We start from the raw sequence: 14,341 nt of genomic DNA on the forward strand, positions 1-14,341 counted from the left end.
AAGCGTTGGGCGGCTGATACCCAAGGCGGCGCATACTTGTGGAATTGACAGGACGATTGCGGATTCGTTCAAATCGCGGACGCGACAATTAGCGGCCATGGTCACACACTCCATTTGAATAATTGATGGGGTTAGTGCGGCGTCCGCCGTCATTACTTGCACCGCTGCGAAAGCCGTCCAGCTCGCTCGCTTCATGTGCAAGCGCGTGTCGCAGTCCGAATCAAGAACAACTTAGAGGTACACAGGGGACGCACGACGCGTCAAGAGATTTTATAAGAAAAGAAAGCTGCGCGTCCCCTGAATGTGAATATCTACTATTCTTTCTGCTTGCTGCTCGTCAAATATACCGACCAATCTTCCATTAATTTCCTACGCTTTTCGATCAAATCACCGCGCCGGTATGCCGCCTCGACCTTATCTTTAATTGCGTGGGCGAGCGCCATTTCGACAATGTGATTGGGATACATGGTTTCTTCCGCCGCCCAATCGCGGAACGCCGACCGGAAACCGTGCGGCACGTAATGACCCAATTTCAGCCCTCGCATGACCATCAACAGCGCCATGTTGCTTAGCGATCTATTCCGGACCGCACCGGGGAATAGATAAGGGTTTCCCTCAATGCGGAGCAGCGCTGACAAGTGTTTCAACGCTCCGCTGGACAGGGGAACCCGATGTTCTTTCCCGGCCTTCATTCGTGTTGCCGGGATTGTCCAAACCGCTTTTTCAGTGTCGATTTCCGACCAAGTCGCGCCTAGCGTTTCATTCGTGCGCGTTCCGGTCAAAATCAGGAATTGCAGGGCTTTGGTCGAGTAGTCATCGCGATCGGAAATCGATTGGAAAAACGCGGGAATTTCCACGTAGGGCATTGCGGCAAAATGGCTCTTTTCCTGTTTGCCGTTTAGCCAAAATTCCAAATTGTCTGCCCATCGCGCCGGGTTGTGATGGTTGGCCCACGGCTCCGGAGTTTCGGACATTCCTTTGGCTTTCGCGGCTGCAATTACCGTCTCGATCCTAGAGCGAACGCGGGATGCTGTTTCGCGCTTTCCAGCCCATAGGGGCTGGACAATTTTCAGAACGTCGGCTGTCGTGATTGAGTATGGCTCAAGATGACCAATGACCGGATAGGCGTACGTTGCCAGCGTGTTTTCCCACTGTTGGATGTGCTTGGCATTTTTCCATCCGTCACGGTTCGCGGCGATATAGTCCAGGGCGACGGATTTGAATGTGGCGATCTTCCTAACCGGCTCCGGCGTGGCAGCCTTCGATGCTTCACGTTCCGCCAACGGATCGATGCCGCGTTTGATCTTTTCGCGTTCGGTTTCCGACAACAGTTCGATTTGTTTTAGTTCCCGAACGGTCGTCGGCATTGTGTCCGTCAATGACATTTGGCGACGCCGGCCTTTGATCATGTAGCGCATCGCCCAAAACGGACGACCGGACGGCGCGATAAACAGATATAGAGCCTTCGTATGGCTCCATTGACCTGGCTCGGCTTTTTGGACGAGCGATTGAATCTCTTTTACAGTGAGCATTATTCCAATCCTTGCTGGCGCGAACTGGCCAAATCGAATGGCCAAAACGCGGGGGAACGTTGTGATGCGTCAGCAAGCGGCTGTGAGCGCTAGTGAGCGGTCAAAGCCAGATAAAGAATAACAAAATCAGAATGATAGTAGCGCATTCGTGACCGCTTGTGAACGCCTGTTAGCGCTCACCTCGTAGGCCACTCCCTCCGCCATATCTGCCACCACTCTAGTGCACCTCCGGGCGCGCCAATCACCGCCGATTGCCGCACGATGTCTTGTTTCGGGGGTGTTCGCTCAAAGCGTTCACGCCCGGAAGCGCAGTGTCTCCACAAAATGGGTGAAGGCGGACGAAGCGTGCCGTCGGTGTGGATAATAGAGGTGATAGCCCGGCAGATCGGGCGTGAACCGGCTCAGCACACGCACCAGCCGGCCTCCATCCAAATGATGCTGCACCTGGTCGAGTGGTAAATAGGCGAGGCCGTGGCCGTCGAGCGCGGCATCAAGGATCAGGTCGATCGTATTGAAGACGAGCGGCCCGTCGACCCTCACCCGCGTCTCGCGGCCGCCGCGCATCAATCGCCATTTATTCAGCGTGCCGGAAGTCGGTAGCCGCAAATTGATCGCACGATGATCGATCAGTTGCGCCGGCGAACTCGGAACAGTGTGCGTGCGGAAATAATCCGGCGAGCCGACGATCGCCATCGGGATGTCAGGCCCGATACGCACCGCTATCATGTCTTTCGCCATCTCCCCGCCGAGCCGGACACCAGCGTCGAAGCGATCAGCCACGACATCGGCAAGGCCGTAGTCGACGGTGAGATCCACCGCGATGTCCGGGTTACCCGGCAGCAGCCGCTTCATGGCCGGGACAATGATGGTCTTAGCCGCGTGCTCGACGGTGGTGATACGGATTGTTCCGGTCGGGCGGTCGCGCAATTCGCCGAGCGAGGCGATGGCGGCGTCCAGGTCGTGCAGCATGGGACCAAGCGTCGCGATCAGCCGCTCGCCCGCCTCAGTGGGCGCCACGCTGCGCGTCGTACGCGACAGGAGCCGCATTCCCAGCCGTTCCTCGATCCGCTTCACGATCTGACTGAGCGCGGATTGCGCCATGCCGAGGCGTTGAGCCGCCTTGGTGAAACTGCGTTCCTCGGCAACGACTACAAAGGCCGCCAGATCGGCAATTTCATCCCGCCGCATTCATCATCTCAATGATAGACCTAATAAGAATTAACCGCCTAATTCGTGCAATCTTTCTGCGCTAGATTCTGTTCATTCACAAGGGCGTTCAAAACCAAACGTACCGTTCGCGTTCAACGCGGCGGGCCGCGCGCTTCAACGGAAGGAGACTGGAAATGGACAAGATCAGCTTCGCCAATTCGAACAACAAGACGATCACCATGTCGGCCGTCATCAATTTCCCCGCAGGCTTCGACGAGAAACGCAGCTATCCCGCTATCGTCGTCTCGCATCCCGGCGGCGGCGTAAAGGAGCAGACGGCCGGCACCTATGCCAAGAAGCTGGCGGAACGAGGGTTCGTCACCATTGCTTTCGACCGCTCCCACCAGGGCGAAAGCGGCGGCGAACCGCGCCAGCTCGAAAATCCCTACATCAGCACCGAGGACGTCAGCGCTGTCATCGACCACCTGATCACGCTGCCTTACATCGACAAGGACCGCATCGGTGCGATGGGCATCTGCGCTGGTGCGGGTTACACGGCGAATGCCGCGATCCAGGATCGCCGCATCAAGGCCATCGGCACCGTCAGCGCCGTCAACATCGGCTCGATGTTCCGGAACGGCTGGCAGAATACCGTCCGGTCGATCGACGCCTTGCCGCTGATCGAGGCCGGCTCGAGCGCCCGCACCTCGGATGCCAGTGGCGCTGCGGTTGCGACCATGCCGCTCGCGCCATTGACGGAAAGGGACGCGCCAAACGAGGAACTCCGTCAGGCCTGGGAGTACTACCACACGCCGCGCGCCGAATGCGCAACCGCACCCGGTTTTGCGACGCTGCGCAGCCTGAACCAGATCATCACTTACGATGCCTATCATATGGCGGATGTCTACCTGACCCAGCCCATACAGATCGTGGCTGGGAGCATGGCGGGTTCGAAGTGGATGAGCGACGACCTGTTCGACCGCGCCGCCAGCACGGACAAGTCTTTCCATGTCGTCGAGGGCGCCAATCACATGGAACTCTATGACGGTCAGAAATATGTCGACGAGGCTGTGTCGGTTCTCGCATCCTTCTTCCAGCAGAAGCTGAACGCCGCGGATGCTGCGAAGGCCGCAGCGGAATAACACCAAATCCGAACCCCAATCGCCGGGCTGCGCCAGCGCCGAAGCGGCTCCCTGCGGGGAGCGGGCAGCCCGGTATTCAGTCAGGAGAGCACTCCATGAAATCCGTCCAAGTCCAAAACCCCGACATGGCCTGGCACATCGCGGCGAACATCTTGTTTCCGCCGGGCTTCGACGAGTCGAAGAAATACCCGACAATCATCAGCGTTCATCCATTCGGCAGTTGCAAGGAGCAGACCTCGGGCAATGTCTACGGCAAGGCGCTCGCCGAGCAGGGCTTCGTCGTCATCGCCTATGACGCCAGCTTCCAGGGCGAATCCGGTGGATCGCCGCGTTGGATCGAGGACCCGACGCAGCGGGTCGAGGATGTCAGCCGTGTCATCGACTATGCGGTGACGCTTCCCTATGTCGACGAAAATCGCATCGGCGTGCTCGGCGTCTGCGGCGGCGGGGGCTATGCGGTGAATGCCACCCTGACCGAAAAGCGCATCAAGGCCGTGGTCAGCATCACCGGCGTGAACATCGGCCGGCTGTTCCGTGAAGGCTTCAGCCAATACGATCCGCTCGGCGCGCTCGAAGCGATGGCGGCGCAACGCACCAAGGAGGTTCGCGGCGGCGAGCTTCAAGTCAATGAGTTGCTGCCCGCCAGTCCGGAGCAAGCCACCAAGAACGGCTTGACCGAGCGGGACGTTTTCGAGGCGACGGACTACTACAAGACGCCGCGCGGCCAAAAGCCGGGTGGTGCGACCAGGATGCTATTCTCACATGCGCAGAAGGCGCTCGCCTGGGACGCGTTCGCCTTTGCCGAGACGCTCCTCACGCAGCCCGTCATGGTGGTGGTCGGCCAGAAGGTGGGTGCCTTCGGAGCCTATGGCGACGGCATGGAGATATATGGCCGCGCGACCGGCTCGAAGGACCGTCAACTGGTCTCGCTGGAAGACTGGTCGCATTACGACCTCTACGACAAGCCCGAGCCGGTGGGCATGGCGCTCGAAAAGCTTATTCCGTTCTTCAAAAAGCATCTGAACGAGCCGGTCGCCGCACGCCGACGCGAAGCAGCCGAATAAGCATATTTGATCGAGGGTATTAGCCGGCCCTGCTCGTCCGCCTGGCGAATGGATGGGGCCGGAGATGAACTCTGGTGCCAATGAGCACGTCGCATAGGACAGGCGCGATCGGCCTTCGAGCCTGCTCCAGACAGTTTCATGAGGAGAAGAAAATGACGAAGGTGCTCATTCTCGGCGCAAGCGGACAAATCGCCCGCCACGCCATCGGGATGCTGGCCGGCGAGGATGATGTGCGGCTGACGTTGTTCGCTCGCAACGCCGCCAAGCTGGTGGAAGTGCCCGCCAACGCTTCCGTCATTCAGGGCGACGTGCTGGATGCCACGCAACTCGGTGCGGCGGTGAAAGGACAAGACATCGTCTATGCCAACCTGACCGGCGAAGACCTCGATGCACAGGCAAAAAGCGTCATCGCCACAATGCGGGCGGCGGGCGTCAACCGATTGATCTTCATCCTGTCACTGGGAATTTACGATGAGGTGCCCGGCAAGTTCGGCGAGTGGAACAACACGACCATCGGCGAGGATTTGAAACCCTTCCGCCGCGCCGCCGATGCCATCGAGGCATCGGGGCTGGAATACACCATTATCCGCCCTGCCTGGCTGATGGATGAGAATGAAGTGGACTATGAGCTGACGCCGCGGAATGAGCCGTTCAAGGGTACCGTCGTCTCGCGCAAGAGCGTGGCCGATCTGATCGTGAAGATTATCCGCTCGCCGGGCCTGCACCTGCGCGGCAATATTGGCGTCAACAAGCCCGGGACCGACGGCGAGAAGCCCTATTTCATGTAAAGTTGCCGCTATTGCTTAGAGGAGGCAGAACGCTCCTCAACCAGTGCGGCCCGGCGTCGTGAGCTACCATCCTCGAAACAGTCAGAAGAGCGTGACAGAGCAGGACAAGTCGGTCGAAAACCAGACGCGATTTCAATGAGTTCCGGCTGATCTTCAGTTGGCATCTTAGAGGGCTAAGGCGTAGACGAGTTCTCATCGCCATCCTGCACTACCCGCAAGCAATCCGCGGCGATAAGGGCGCGGCGATGGCAAGCCAGCGCGACGCCAGGCGATTGCTCAGTCGGATTGCTGGGTGCGCTCGGCGATCGCGAATGCCTGCAGGTTCTTGGCCTTGCCTATATCCTGATCCGCGTTTGCGATGATCGAAAAGAAGGCCGCTCTGGCAATGTCCTTCTTCGAGGCGTTGGGATGCGCTTTCTGAGCTGCCTTGACAAGCTGCTTGGGAGACATGTCGGGCGTGACGATCCTCATGAGGGTGTCGCCGATCGCACTCATTTCACTTGCGTCCATGACGGGGTGTCCTGTGCTGACCGTGAGGCCACAATAGCAAGGATCATTCGCGGCTGCCAAGATGGAACCTGCACAAGATAGCACCTGAAATAGAAAACCCCACCGGCAGGGAACCGGAGGGGTTAGTCCTGGGAGGACGCGGGTCGCGCTGCGTTCGCAAACCGCGCGCTCGCCAGATATCGCCCTGTTGCGACACCTATGTGACAATGGCGGGCGCCGCTGTCGCACTGCCCGTCGCAAACACGACCCCAAAGCCCATATCAAGCCTTTGGAAAGGAGAGATGTGCTTCTGTTCAGAAGCCCAGGCGCAGGCCGCGCCGCGACAGACAAGGCGATAGAGGCGGATGAATGGATATTTTTGGCATCAAGGCGCTGCTGATCTGCGCATTGATCTTCATTCCGTTCGAACATCTGTTCGCCGAGCGGCCGCAGAAGATCTTTCGCAAGGGCTTCGATGTCGATCTGATCTATCTGATGTTCAACGCCTTCATCGTAAAGGTGGCCATGGTCATGATGGCGGCCGTTGTCCTCCACGTCGCCGCAGTCCTTGTCCCTCAATCGGTGACGCGAGCCGTCAGCGGTCAGCCCGTCTGGCTGCAGGTTGCGGAAATCATCCTGATCACCGACATCGGTGTCTACTGGGCGCATCGCGCCTTCCACAAAATCCCCGCGCTTTGGAAGTTCCATGCGGTTCACCACGGCATCGAGGAACTGGACTGGCTCGGCGCTTTCCACTCCCACCCGGTCGACGCGATTGCCACAAAGGCGATATCGCTGATGCCGATCTTTCTCCTTGGGTTCTCCGAGGCCTCGATCGCCGTCTTTTCGATGATCTACTTTGGGCACACGATGCTCGTTCATTCAAACCTGCGGGTTCCGTTCGGCCCCTTGAAGTGGCTGATCGCCAGCCCGCAGTTCCATCGCTGGCACCATGCCAACCAGCGCGAAGCCTATGACAAGAACTTCGCTGGGCAACTGCCCCTCCTCGACGTGCTGTTCGGCACCTACAATGCCACCGGCAACAAGGCGCCGGAAAAGTATGGCGTCGATGATCCGATCCCTGCCAGCTATTTCGGACAGATCGGCTATCCGCTCCGGCCCCGCAGGAAAGTTTCGAACCGAGCCCAGCCGAGCACCGAGGCCTGACGAGCTAGCATCGAGAACGCAGGACCCATGGCCAATCGACATTTGCCGTGTCGCCTTGTGGCAGCAGACGCTGCGTCGAGAGCCGGTTTTGGCCGCTGCCGGCAAAATTCCAGCCTCCACATCCGGAAGGCTTTTGGCGTCGAATCGGCTAAGCCTTGAGACATGAACGAGACCTCACTCTATGCGCCGGTGAAGCGGTTCCTCGAAAGTCTCGACTTCGTCGTGAAGGGGGAAATTGGCGGCTGCGACATCGTCGCGTTGCGCGAAGGTGAGCCGGCGGTCGTCGTCATCTGCGAATTGAAACTGCAATTCAATCTCGAACTGGTGCTGCAAGGCGTCGACCGCGCGGCGGCTTGCGACGAAGTATGGCTGGCGGCGCGCATGTCGGCGCGGGGCAAGGGCCGCGAAAGCGACGCCAGGTTCCGCAACCTCTGCCGCCGGCTCGGCTTCGGTTTGCTTGGCGTGACCGCGACTGACCGTATCGAGGTGCTTCTCAGTCCGGTTGCGCCTGCGCCGCGCAAGAACGCTCGACGCCGCTCCCGCCTTGTCGACGAGCATCAGCGCCGCCGCGGCGATCCTGTCGCGGGCGGAGGGTCGCGCAATCCGATCATGACCGCTTACCGCCAAAGCGCCCTCGCCTGCGCGGCCGCAATGGCCGATGGTCCCAAACGGCCGCGCGATCTGAAGGTCCTGACGCCGATCGCGCCGAAAATCCTGCAGCATAATGTCTATGGCTGGTTCGCGCGCGTCGACCGTGGCCTCTACGATCTCACGGATGCCGGCCGCGCCTCGCTGGTCCGTTGGCCCCCGGTCTCGCATGACGAAGTCCGACACGAGATTTTGATTGCGCCGCCCCCCTGAATGCCGGGACTTGCCGGGCATGAGTGCCCCTCTCTGTTGATTTTTCAGACAAAATATGGTGCTTGTCCCGCCCATGAAGACACTCTGCATGGTGGCCGTGGCGTCGCTGATATTGGCCTTCCCGGCCAGCGCAATGGACAATGCTTTGCGTGCCGGGCTGATGAAACTTGATCCGCAAACCCGCCTCGAGCAGCGGTGCGATGCCGAAGTTCTGGATCGGATCACCCACGATGACCGCAAGTTCAAAGCCGATCGCGTCGTCGCCTACGCCTTCGCGACGCCCGAGATGAGCGCCGATGCGATCAGGAGCCCGGGTGCGGCGTTCCGCAGCAAAGGACAGTGGTACCGGCTGAAATTCAAGTGCCAGACGGGACCGGACCATATGCAAGTTCTCCAGCTCCGCTACCGAATCGGCAATGAGATCCCGGAAGGCGACTGGGCAAAGTACAATCTCTACGATTAGTTTTTTCGCGAGTTCGGGTCGCGAGCCGGCGGTTGCTGAACATTCCCTGTAATGCCACGGCCACGAATTGGTTTTCCAGTGTTGTCCAGTGCTGTGTCTTGACGCCAGCGGACCATCCCTTTAGGCCCGTTTTGACAATCGACAACGAACACTCGGCGAAGGGCTTCCAGGTCGATGGAAATATTTACCGCCGCGGGCCTGTCGGCTCTTCTTCAGGTCATCGCCATCGACCTTGCGCTCGCGGGCGATAACGCCATTGTCATCGGCCTCGCCGCGGCCGGCTTGCCGGCCAGCCAGCGCAAGCGGGCGATCCTCGTCGGCATTGTGGCCGCCACCATTCTTCGCATTTTCTTCGCTCTGATCACGCAATGGCTGCTTACCATTGGCCCCATGCTGCTGATCGGAGGCGGCCTGTTGCTACTGTGGGTCTGCTGGAAGATGTGGCGCGAATTGCGTGTCAGCCACGAGCAGGAGCGTGACGCTACCGAATCGCTGTCCAATGGCGGCTTCGACAGCGATGGGGCCGGCAAGGGACCGAGCAAGACCTTCTCGCAGGCCGCCTGGCAGATCGTGATCGCCGACGTTTCGATGTCGCTCGACAACGTCCTTGCCGTCGCGGGAGCGGCAATGAACCATCCGACGGTGCTGATTGTCGGACTGGTCCTGTCGATCGCCTTGATGGGCTTTGCCGCATCCTTCGTCGCGCGCCTGCTGCACAAATACCGCTGGATTGCCTATATCGGTCTGGCGATCATTCTGTACGTCGCGGTCAAGATGCTGCTGGACGGCGCGGTGCAGCAATTCCCCGAGCATTTTGCCTTCCTGGAGCCTTGGTTCGGGTCGGGCGGACACTGAGCGGCAAGCACCGCGCCGGCCGGCGGTTTGCCTGATCGCCGAACCCGTGCTATTGCGCCGCCCAAATTGAGCTCCTGCCGGAGCCATGCAAACCGTCATATGTCGAGATGTCGGGCCGGATCAGCGTTTCCGGTCCGCATCCATTGGAACCTTGCCCATGTCCGCCCCGCGCGTCAGCTTCGTCAGTCTTGGATGTCCCAAAGCCCTTGTGGATTCCGAGCGCATCATCACGCGCCTGCGCGCCGAGGGCTATGAGATCGCGCGCAAGCATGACGGCGCCGATCTCGTTGTCGTCAACACCTGCGGCTTCCTCGATTCCGCCCGCGATGAATCGCTCAATGCCATCGGCTCCGCCCTGTCGGAGAACGGCCGGGTCATCGTCACCGGCTGCCTTGGCGCCGAGCCCGACGTGATCCGCGAAAAGCACCCCAACGTGCTGGCGATCACCGGGCCGCAGGCCTATGAAAGTGTGATGGCCGCCGTGCATGAGGCGGCCCCTCCTTCGCATGATCCCTATATCGACCTGCTGCCGCCGCAGGGCGTCAAGCTGACGCCGCGCCACTATGCCTATCTCAAGATCTCGGAAGGCTGCAACAACCGCTGCACCTTCTGCATCATCCCGGCGCTGCGCGGCGATCTCGTCTCGCGGCCGGCCGCCGACGTTCTGCGCGAAGCCGAGAAACTGGCCAAGGCCGGCGTCAAGGAACTCCTCGTCATCTCGCAGGACACCAGCGCCTACGGCATCGACATCAAGTACCAGACGTCCATGTTCGGCGACCGCGAGGTGCGGGCGAAATTCCTCGATCTATCGCAGGAATTGGGCAAGCTCGGCATCTGGGTGCGCATGCACTATGTCTACCCGTATCCGCACGTCGCCGATGTCATCCCGCTGATGGCTGAAGGAAAAATCCTTCCCTATCTGGACATTCCGTTCCAGCACGCCTCGCCGCGGGTGCTGAAGAACATGCGCCGGCCTGCACATGGCGAAAAGACGCTCGAGCGTATTCGCGGCTGGCGCGACGTGTGCCCGGATCTCGCCATCCGCTCGACCTTCATCGTCGGATTCCCCGGCGAGACGGACGATGATTTCGAGATACTGCTCGATTGGCTGGACGAAGCCAGGATCGATCGCGCCGGCTGCTTCAAATACGAGCCGGTGCGCGGCGCCCGCTCCAACGATCTCGGCCTCGAACAGGTGCCGCAGGAGATCAAGGAAGCGCGCTGGCACCGCTTCATGCAGCGCCAGCAGAAGATTTCGGCGACGCAACTCGCCAAGAAGGTCGGCAAGCGCCTGCCGGTGTTGATCGACGAGGCGCACGGCACCTCGGCCAAGGGCCGCACCAAATACGACGCGCCCGAGATCGACGGCTCGGTCCATATCCAGTCGCGCCGCCCGCTGCGCGCCGGCGACATCGTCACCGTCAAGATCGATCGCGCCGACGCTTACGATCTCTACGGCTCAGCAGTCTAGGCCGTGGACTCATCATTAACGCGCAGCCACAGCCGTATTGACGCGAGTTGGACGAATGCGAGGTAATTGGCCGCGAGCTGGTCGTAGCGGGCCGCTACACGCCGACGGTGTCTGATCACGTGCACGTGGCCGAGCGGCTTGCCTGGTTCGAAACCGCAGACGCCCTGCCGCGCTATAACCGCAGCAGGGCGGTGGGGCCGCCAGTACGGCACGGCCCGCGCCAATCCTGACGACTTCTTTCGCCGGCTACGCCGCCTTGCTGGCCGGCGCCGCGTTGTCGACGATCACCGGCGTGTCGAACCAGGTGATCTCAGGCGCGCCGCCAAAGACCTTCGTAACGTGCTCGCGCCACTCTGTGCTGTAGGCGGCCTCGGCCGCGGCACGCGATTCCCAGAGATAGACGCCACCGGCCGTGCGCCCATCCTCCGCCCGCAGGTAATATTTCCGGATCAATCCCGGCAAACTGCGGTACTTCGGGGCGCTCGACTCGAAATGACGCGTCGCCTCCTCGAGGCTGATCGGCTGTGGCAGCCGGAATTGCACCACTGTGGTGATTGTATTGCGCACGACGTTTCTCCTCTCTGATCGGGTCATGCGACCCAGCATTCATCCTGACCGTAAGGCGCCCGGACACGGCACAGCCAACGCGAGAGACTTGGCATCTGCCTATTTTTGTCCCATCATCGCCTTCCGGAGGACGTTACGTTAGCGCAGCAAAGCCTGGGCTGAATTCGCGAAATCTCGACGCGCCTTGTGCAAATTTGCACAGGACAGGGGCTCGCCATGCAGTGGGATGATTTGAGGATATTCCTTGCTGTCGCGCGTGATGGATCGATCAGCGGCGCGGCAAAACGGATCAACGTGCAGCATTCGACGGTCTCGCGCCGTATCAAGGTGCTAGAACAAAAGCTCGGCACGCGCCTGATCGAGCGCAAGGCGTCGGGCTACGAACTCACCAGCGCCGGCGAGGAACTGAAGCTCGCTGCCAGCAAGATGGAAGTCGAGGTGCTGGAGATCGAAGGCGCGCTAGGCGGCGAAGAAGATCGTCCAACCGGCGTTCTGCGCGTCGCTGCGATCAACAACATGGCCTCGTCGGTGCTGATGCCGATATTCGCGCGCTTCAGCGCAAAATATCCAGAGATCGAGTTGCACATACAGGTCTCGAACAAGTATGTCAGCCTGGCCAAGCGCCAGGCCGATGTTGCGATCCGCCAGACCAACACGCCGCACGAGACACTGGTCGGCACGTTGCTCAGTAAGGTCGCCTCCGCCGTCTATGGCGAGCGCAATTATGTGGCCTCATTGCGCTCCGGTGCGACGCCGAAATGGCTGGGCGTGGAATGCTGCGCCTCCCACCAGTCGTGGACAAATGCTGCGTGCCCCAACCGCGACCACAGCTTTTTTGTCGACGATACTTTGTTGACCCTCGCGGCGCTGCGCGAGGGAATGGGCCTCGCCTATCTGCCGTGCTTCATGGGCGACAATGACGCCCGACTGCTCCGTTATCTCGCTCCGGAGCCGCATCATGATGTCGGCCTCTGGCTGCTCTACCATCCCAATCTCCGACGCACCAAGCGTGTGCGGCTGTTTCGCGAACACATGCTGGCGGAAATCGTGGGCCAGCGGGAGCTGTTCGACGGTTCGAAACCGCGACGTGACGACCGGAACAATTTCGGCACCATGCCGTCGCCGCAACCGAACGCCACGAACGACAGGCTGCACCCAACGTGAAATGGAGTTTGGCCTCCGTTGCCGTTGCGGCGCAACATGTCGCCTTCTGGCCCTTCTCGGGCCTCCAAGCATGTCCGCGTTCACGCTGCTTACGGTGTACAAGCGGATATCGAAGCGTGATCGTTCCGAACGCCCCGTTATGAGTACATGACCCAGAGCGGTTCGTTGAGCCGCTCCAGGTCGTCGTTTTTGCGCAATTCCGGACGGAAAACCGCTACGCACTTTTCCTGGAATTGCTGGATTTATCCCATTTGGCGATAGTTGCGGCCATTTACCCTGTTTGGCTGCCACCTGCTTTATGGTTTGCGGATCGTAAACGCAGAGGCTTGGCATGGACGCCAGACCTGCCAGGCAGAACTACTTTGCAACGCTGGACCTGCTGAGGTTGGCTGCTGCAGTCGCCGTCGTGCTGTATCACTACTGCTTTCGTGGCCCAGCGGCCGGGGCCCCGCCGCAACGCATCCCGCCGAATAAAAAGGGCGCCCTGCGGCGCCCTTCCCCAATTTGAGGTCGCCGTCGCTTACTGCGGCAGCTTGTCGTCGACGCCCTTCACATAGAAGTTCATGCCGAGCAGCGTGCCGTCGTCGGCAACCTCGCCGTCCTTCAGCCATGGCGAGCCGTCCTGCTTGGCAATCGGCCCGGTAAAGGGGTTCCAGCCGCCGGCAATCTTCTTCTCGGTCGCCTCGGCCATCGCCTTCACGTCGTCGGGCATGTTGGTGTAGGGCGCGAGCTTGACAGCGCCGTCCTTGATGCCGAGCCAGACATTGTCGGGCTTCCAGGTGCCGTCCATGGCCGCCTTCACCCGGCTGATGTAGTACGGACCCCATTCGTCGGTCAGCGAGGTCAGCTGCGCGTGCGGCGCGAACTTGATCATGTCGGAAGATTGTCCGAAGCCGTGCAGCTTGCGCTCCTCGGCCACCTGCAGCGCCGCGGTCGAATCGGTGTGCTGGACGATGATATCGGCGCCCTGGTCGAACAACGCCTTGGCCGCGTCGGCTTCCTTGCCGGGATCGAACCACGAATTGACCCAGACGATCTTGGCCTTGAAATTCGGGTTGATCGACTGCGCACCGAGCATGAAGGAGTTGATGCCCATGACCACTTCCGGGATCGGGAAGGACACGATGTAGCCGGCCACGCCGGACTTCGATTCCTTGGCCGCGATCTGGCCGAGCACGTAGCGGCCTTCATAGAAACGCGCATTGTAGATGCCGAGATTGTCACCGGTCTTGTAACCGGTGGCGTGCTCGAACATCACCTTCGGAAACTTCTTGGCGACCTTCACTTCGGCGTCCATGAAGCCGAACGACGTGCCGAAGATGATCTTGCAGCCTTCGCGCGCCAGGCGCTCGAAAGCACGGTCGGCATCGGGGCCTTCGGAGACGTTCTCCAGATAGGCGGTTTCGACCTTGTCGCCGAGCGCCTTCTCGACCTCGAGCCGGCCCTGGTCGTGCTGGTAGGAATAGCCGAAATCACCGATCGGGCCCGTGTAGACCCAGCAGGCCTTGAACTTGTCGGCAGCCTCTGCGGACGCAGCCAGCGAAAGTGCCGCTGTCGTGGTCATCAGGGCAATAAGCAGTTTTTTCATCGTGTTACCTCTCTGAGTTTAAGCCTTGGAGCTTCCCGTCT

The 14,341-nt window shown here is 60.4% G+C and carries 14 protein-coding genes and 1 pseudogene; 9 read left to right on the plus strand and 6 right to left on the minus strand.

Annotated features, from left to right (window positions below):
- Positions 1-314 precede the first annotated feature (314 nt).
- Positions 315-1,532, minus strand: a complete 1,218-nt coding sequence (locus FJ934_RS01520) for a site-specific integrase (protein WP_140606896.1) — start codon at positions 1,530-1,532, stop codon at positions 315-317.
- Between the two features lie 294 nt (positions 1,533-1,826).
- A complete protein-coding gene (locus tag FJ934_RS01525; RefSeq protein ID WP_140606897.1) occupies positions 1,827-2,720 on the minus strand; it encodes a LysR family transcriptional regulator in 894 nt (297 codons plus the stop codon).
- A gap of 155 nt (positions 2,721-2,875) precedes the next feature.
- Here FJ934_RS01525 and FJ934_RS01530 point away from each other — a divergent pair, with 155 nt between their 5' ends.
- From FJ934_RS01530 to FJ934_RS01540, 3 genes are all read left to right on the plus strand, one after another.
- Entirely contained in the window at positions 2,876-3,823 is a 948-nt protein-coding gene (locus FJ934_RS01530; protein WP_210241944.1) for an alpha/beta hydrolase, read from the plus strand.
- A 95-nt stretch (positions 3,824-3,918) separates the two neighbouring features.
- Positions 3,919-4,887: an alpha/beta hydrolase gene (locus FJ934_RS01535; protein ID WP_140606899.1), complete on the plus strand. Its 969-nt coding sequence runs from the start codon at positions 3,919-3,921 to the stop codon at positions 4,885-4,887.
- 152 nt (positions 4,888-5,039) lie between these two features.
- On the plus strand, positions 5,040-5,675 hold the full coding sequence (locus FJ934_RS01540) for an SDR family oxidoreductase (RefSeq protein ID WP_140606900.1): 636 nt from the start codon (positions 5,040-5,042) through the stop codon (positions 5,673-5,675).
- A 276-nt stretch (positions 5,676-5,951) separates the two neighbouring features.
- On the opposite strand, the gene FJ934_RS01545 is transcribed toward FJ934_RS01540, so the two are convergent.
- Positions 5,952-6,185, minus strand: a complete 234-nt coding sequence (locus FJ934_RS01545) for a hypothetical protein (protein ID WP_140606901.1) — start codon at positions 6,183-6,185, stop codon at positions 5,952-5,954.
- Between the two features lie 348 nt (positions 6,186-6,533).
- Here FJ934_RS01545 and FJ934_RS01550 point away from each other — a divergent pair, with 348 nt between their 5' ends.
- From FJ934_RS01550 to rimO, 5 genes are all read left to right on the plus strand, one after another.
- Positions 6,534-7,331 (plus strand): sterol desaturase family protein, encoded by a 798-nt coding sequence (locus FJ934_RS01550; protein ID WP_140606902.1) that lies wholly within the window; start codon positions 6,534-6,536, stop codon positions 7,329-7,331.
- Positions 7,332-7,493: 162 nt separating this feature from the next.
- A complete protein-coding gene (locus FJ934_RS01555) occupies positions 7,494-8,192 on the plus strand; it encodes a DUF2161 family putative PD-(D/E)XK-type phosphodiesterase (protein ID WP_140606903.1) in 699 nt (232 codons plus the stop codon).
- 55 nt (positions 8,193-8,247) lie between these two features.
- Positions 8,248-8,655 (plus strand): DUF930 domain-containing protein, encoded by a 408-nt coding sequence (locus FJ934_RS01560; RefSeq protein ID WP_181165476.1) that lies wholly within the window; start codon positions 8,248-8,250, stop codon positions 8,653-8,655.
- A gap of 174 nt (positions 8,656-8,829) precedes the next feature.
- A complete protein-coding gene (locus tag FJ934_RS01565; protein WP_140606905.1) occupies positions 8,830-9,510 on the plus strand; it encodes a TerC family protein in 681 nt (226 codons plus the stop codon).
- A gap of 157 nt (positions 9,511-9,667) precedes the next feature.
- On the plus strand, positions 9,668-10,981 hold the full coding sequence (gene rimO, locus FJ934_RS01570) for a 30S ribosomal protein S12 methylthiotransferase RimO (RefSeq protein ID WP_140606906.1): 1,314 nt from the start codon (positions 9,668-9,670) through the stop codon (positions 10,979-10,981).
- Here the strand turns inward: rimO and FJ934_RS01575 are convergent.
- Positions 10,978-11,097 (minus strand): annotated as a pseudogene (locus FJ934_RS01575) (IS5/IS1182 family transposase); the annotation flags it as partial. The gene rimO and the pseudogene FJ934_RS01575 overlap by 4 nt on opposite strands.
- Positions 11,098-11,227: 130 nt before the next feature.
- Positions 11,228-11,548 (minus strand): YdhR family protein, encoded by a 321-nt coding sequence (locus tag FJ934_RS01580; protein ID WP_226890620.1) that lies wholly within the window; start codon positions 11,546-11,548, stop codon positions 11,228-11,230.
- Between the two features lie 216 nt (positions 11,549-11,764).
- Between FJ934_RS01580 and FJ934_RS01585 the strand changes: the two genes are divergently transcribed.
- Positions 11,765-12,712 carry a LysR family transcriptional regulator gene (locus tag FJ934_RS01585; RefSeq protein ID WP_140606907.1) on the plus strand — a complete coding sequence of 316 codons (948 nt, stop codon included), beginning with the start codon at positions 11,765-11,767 and terminating at the stop codon, positions 12,710-12,712.
- Between the two features lie 520 nt (positions 12,713-13,232).
- Here the strand turns inward: FJ934_RS01585 and FJ934_RS01595 are convergent.
- Positions 13,233-14,300, minus strand: coding sequence for a BMP family ABC transporter substrate-binding protein (locus FJ934_RS01595; RefSeq protein WP_140606908.1), 1,068 nt, complete (start codon positions 14,298-14,300; stop codon positions 13,233-13,235).
- Positions 14,301-14,341: the final 41 nt, after the last annotated feature.

It is taken from the genome of Mesorhizobium sp. B2-4-12, assembly GCF_006441575.1.
In the GTDB taxonomy this organism is placed as follows: Bacteria; Pseudomonadota; Alphaproteobacteria; order Rhizobiales; family Rhizobiaceae; genus Mesorhizobium.

Bases quoted from the DNA above. Each gene is read 5' to 3' on its own strand.
- FJ934_RS01555 (WP_140606903.1), top strand. From the start codon at position 7,494: ATGAACGAGACCTCACTCTATGCGCCGGTGAAGCGGTTCCTCGAAAGT.
- FJ934_RS01595 (WP_140606908.1), bottom strand. From the start codon at position 14,300: ATGAAAAAACTGCTTATTGCCCTGATGACCACGACAGCGGCACTTTCG.
- FJ934_RS01525 (WP_140606897.1), bottom strand. From the start codon at position 2,720: ATGCGGCGGGATGAAATTGCCGATCTGGCGGCCTTTGTAGTCGTTGCC.
- FJ934_RS01565 (WP_140606905.1), top strand. From the start codon at position 8,830: ATGGAAATATTTACCGCCGCGGGCCTGTCGGCTCTTCTTCAGGTCATC.
- FJ934_RS01585 (WP_140606907.1), top strand. From the start codon at position 11,765: ATGCAGTGGGATGATTTGAGGATATTCCTTGCTGTCGCGCGTGATGGA.
- rimO (WP_140606906.1), top strand. From the start codon at position 9,668: ATGTCCGCCCCGCGCGTCAGCTTCGTCAGTCTTGGATGTCCCAAAGCC.
- FJ934_RS01560 (WP_181165476.1), top strand. From the start codon at position 8,248: ATGGTGCTTGTCCCGCCCATGAAGACACTCTGCATGGTGGCCGTGGCG.
- FJ934_RS01540 (WP_140606900.1), top strand. From the start codon at position 5,040: ATGACGAAGGTGCTCATTCTCGGCGCAAGCGGACAAATCGCCCGCCAC.
- FJ934_RS01535 (WP_140606899.1), top strand. From the start codon at position 3,919: ATGAAATCCGTCCAAGTCCAAAACCCCGACATGGCCTGGCACATCGCG.
- FJ934_RS01530 (WP_210241944.1), top strand. From the start codon at position 2,876: ATGGACAAGATCAGCTTCGCCAATTCGAACAACAAGACGATCACCATG.
- FJ934_RS01520 (WP_140606896.1), bottom strand. From the start codon at position 1,532: ATGCTCACTGTAAAAGAGATTCAATCGCTCGTCCAAAAAGCCGAGCCA.
- FJ934_RS01545 (WP_140606901.1), bottom strand. From the start codon at position 6,185: ATGGACGCAAGTGAAATGAGTGCGATCGGCGACACCCTCATGAGGATC.
- FJ934_RS01550 (WP_140606902.1), top strand. From the start codon at position 6,534: ATGGATATTTTTGGCATCAAGGCGCTGCTGATCTGCGCATTGATCTTC.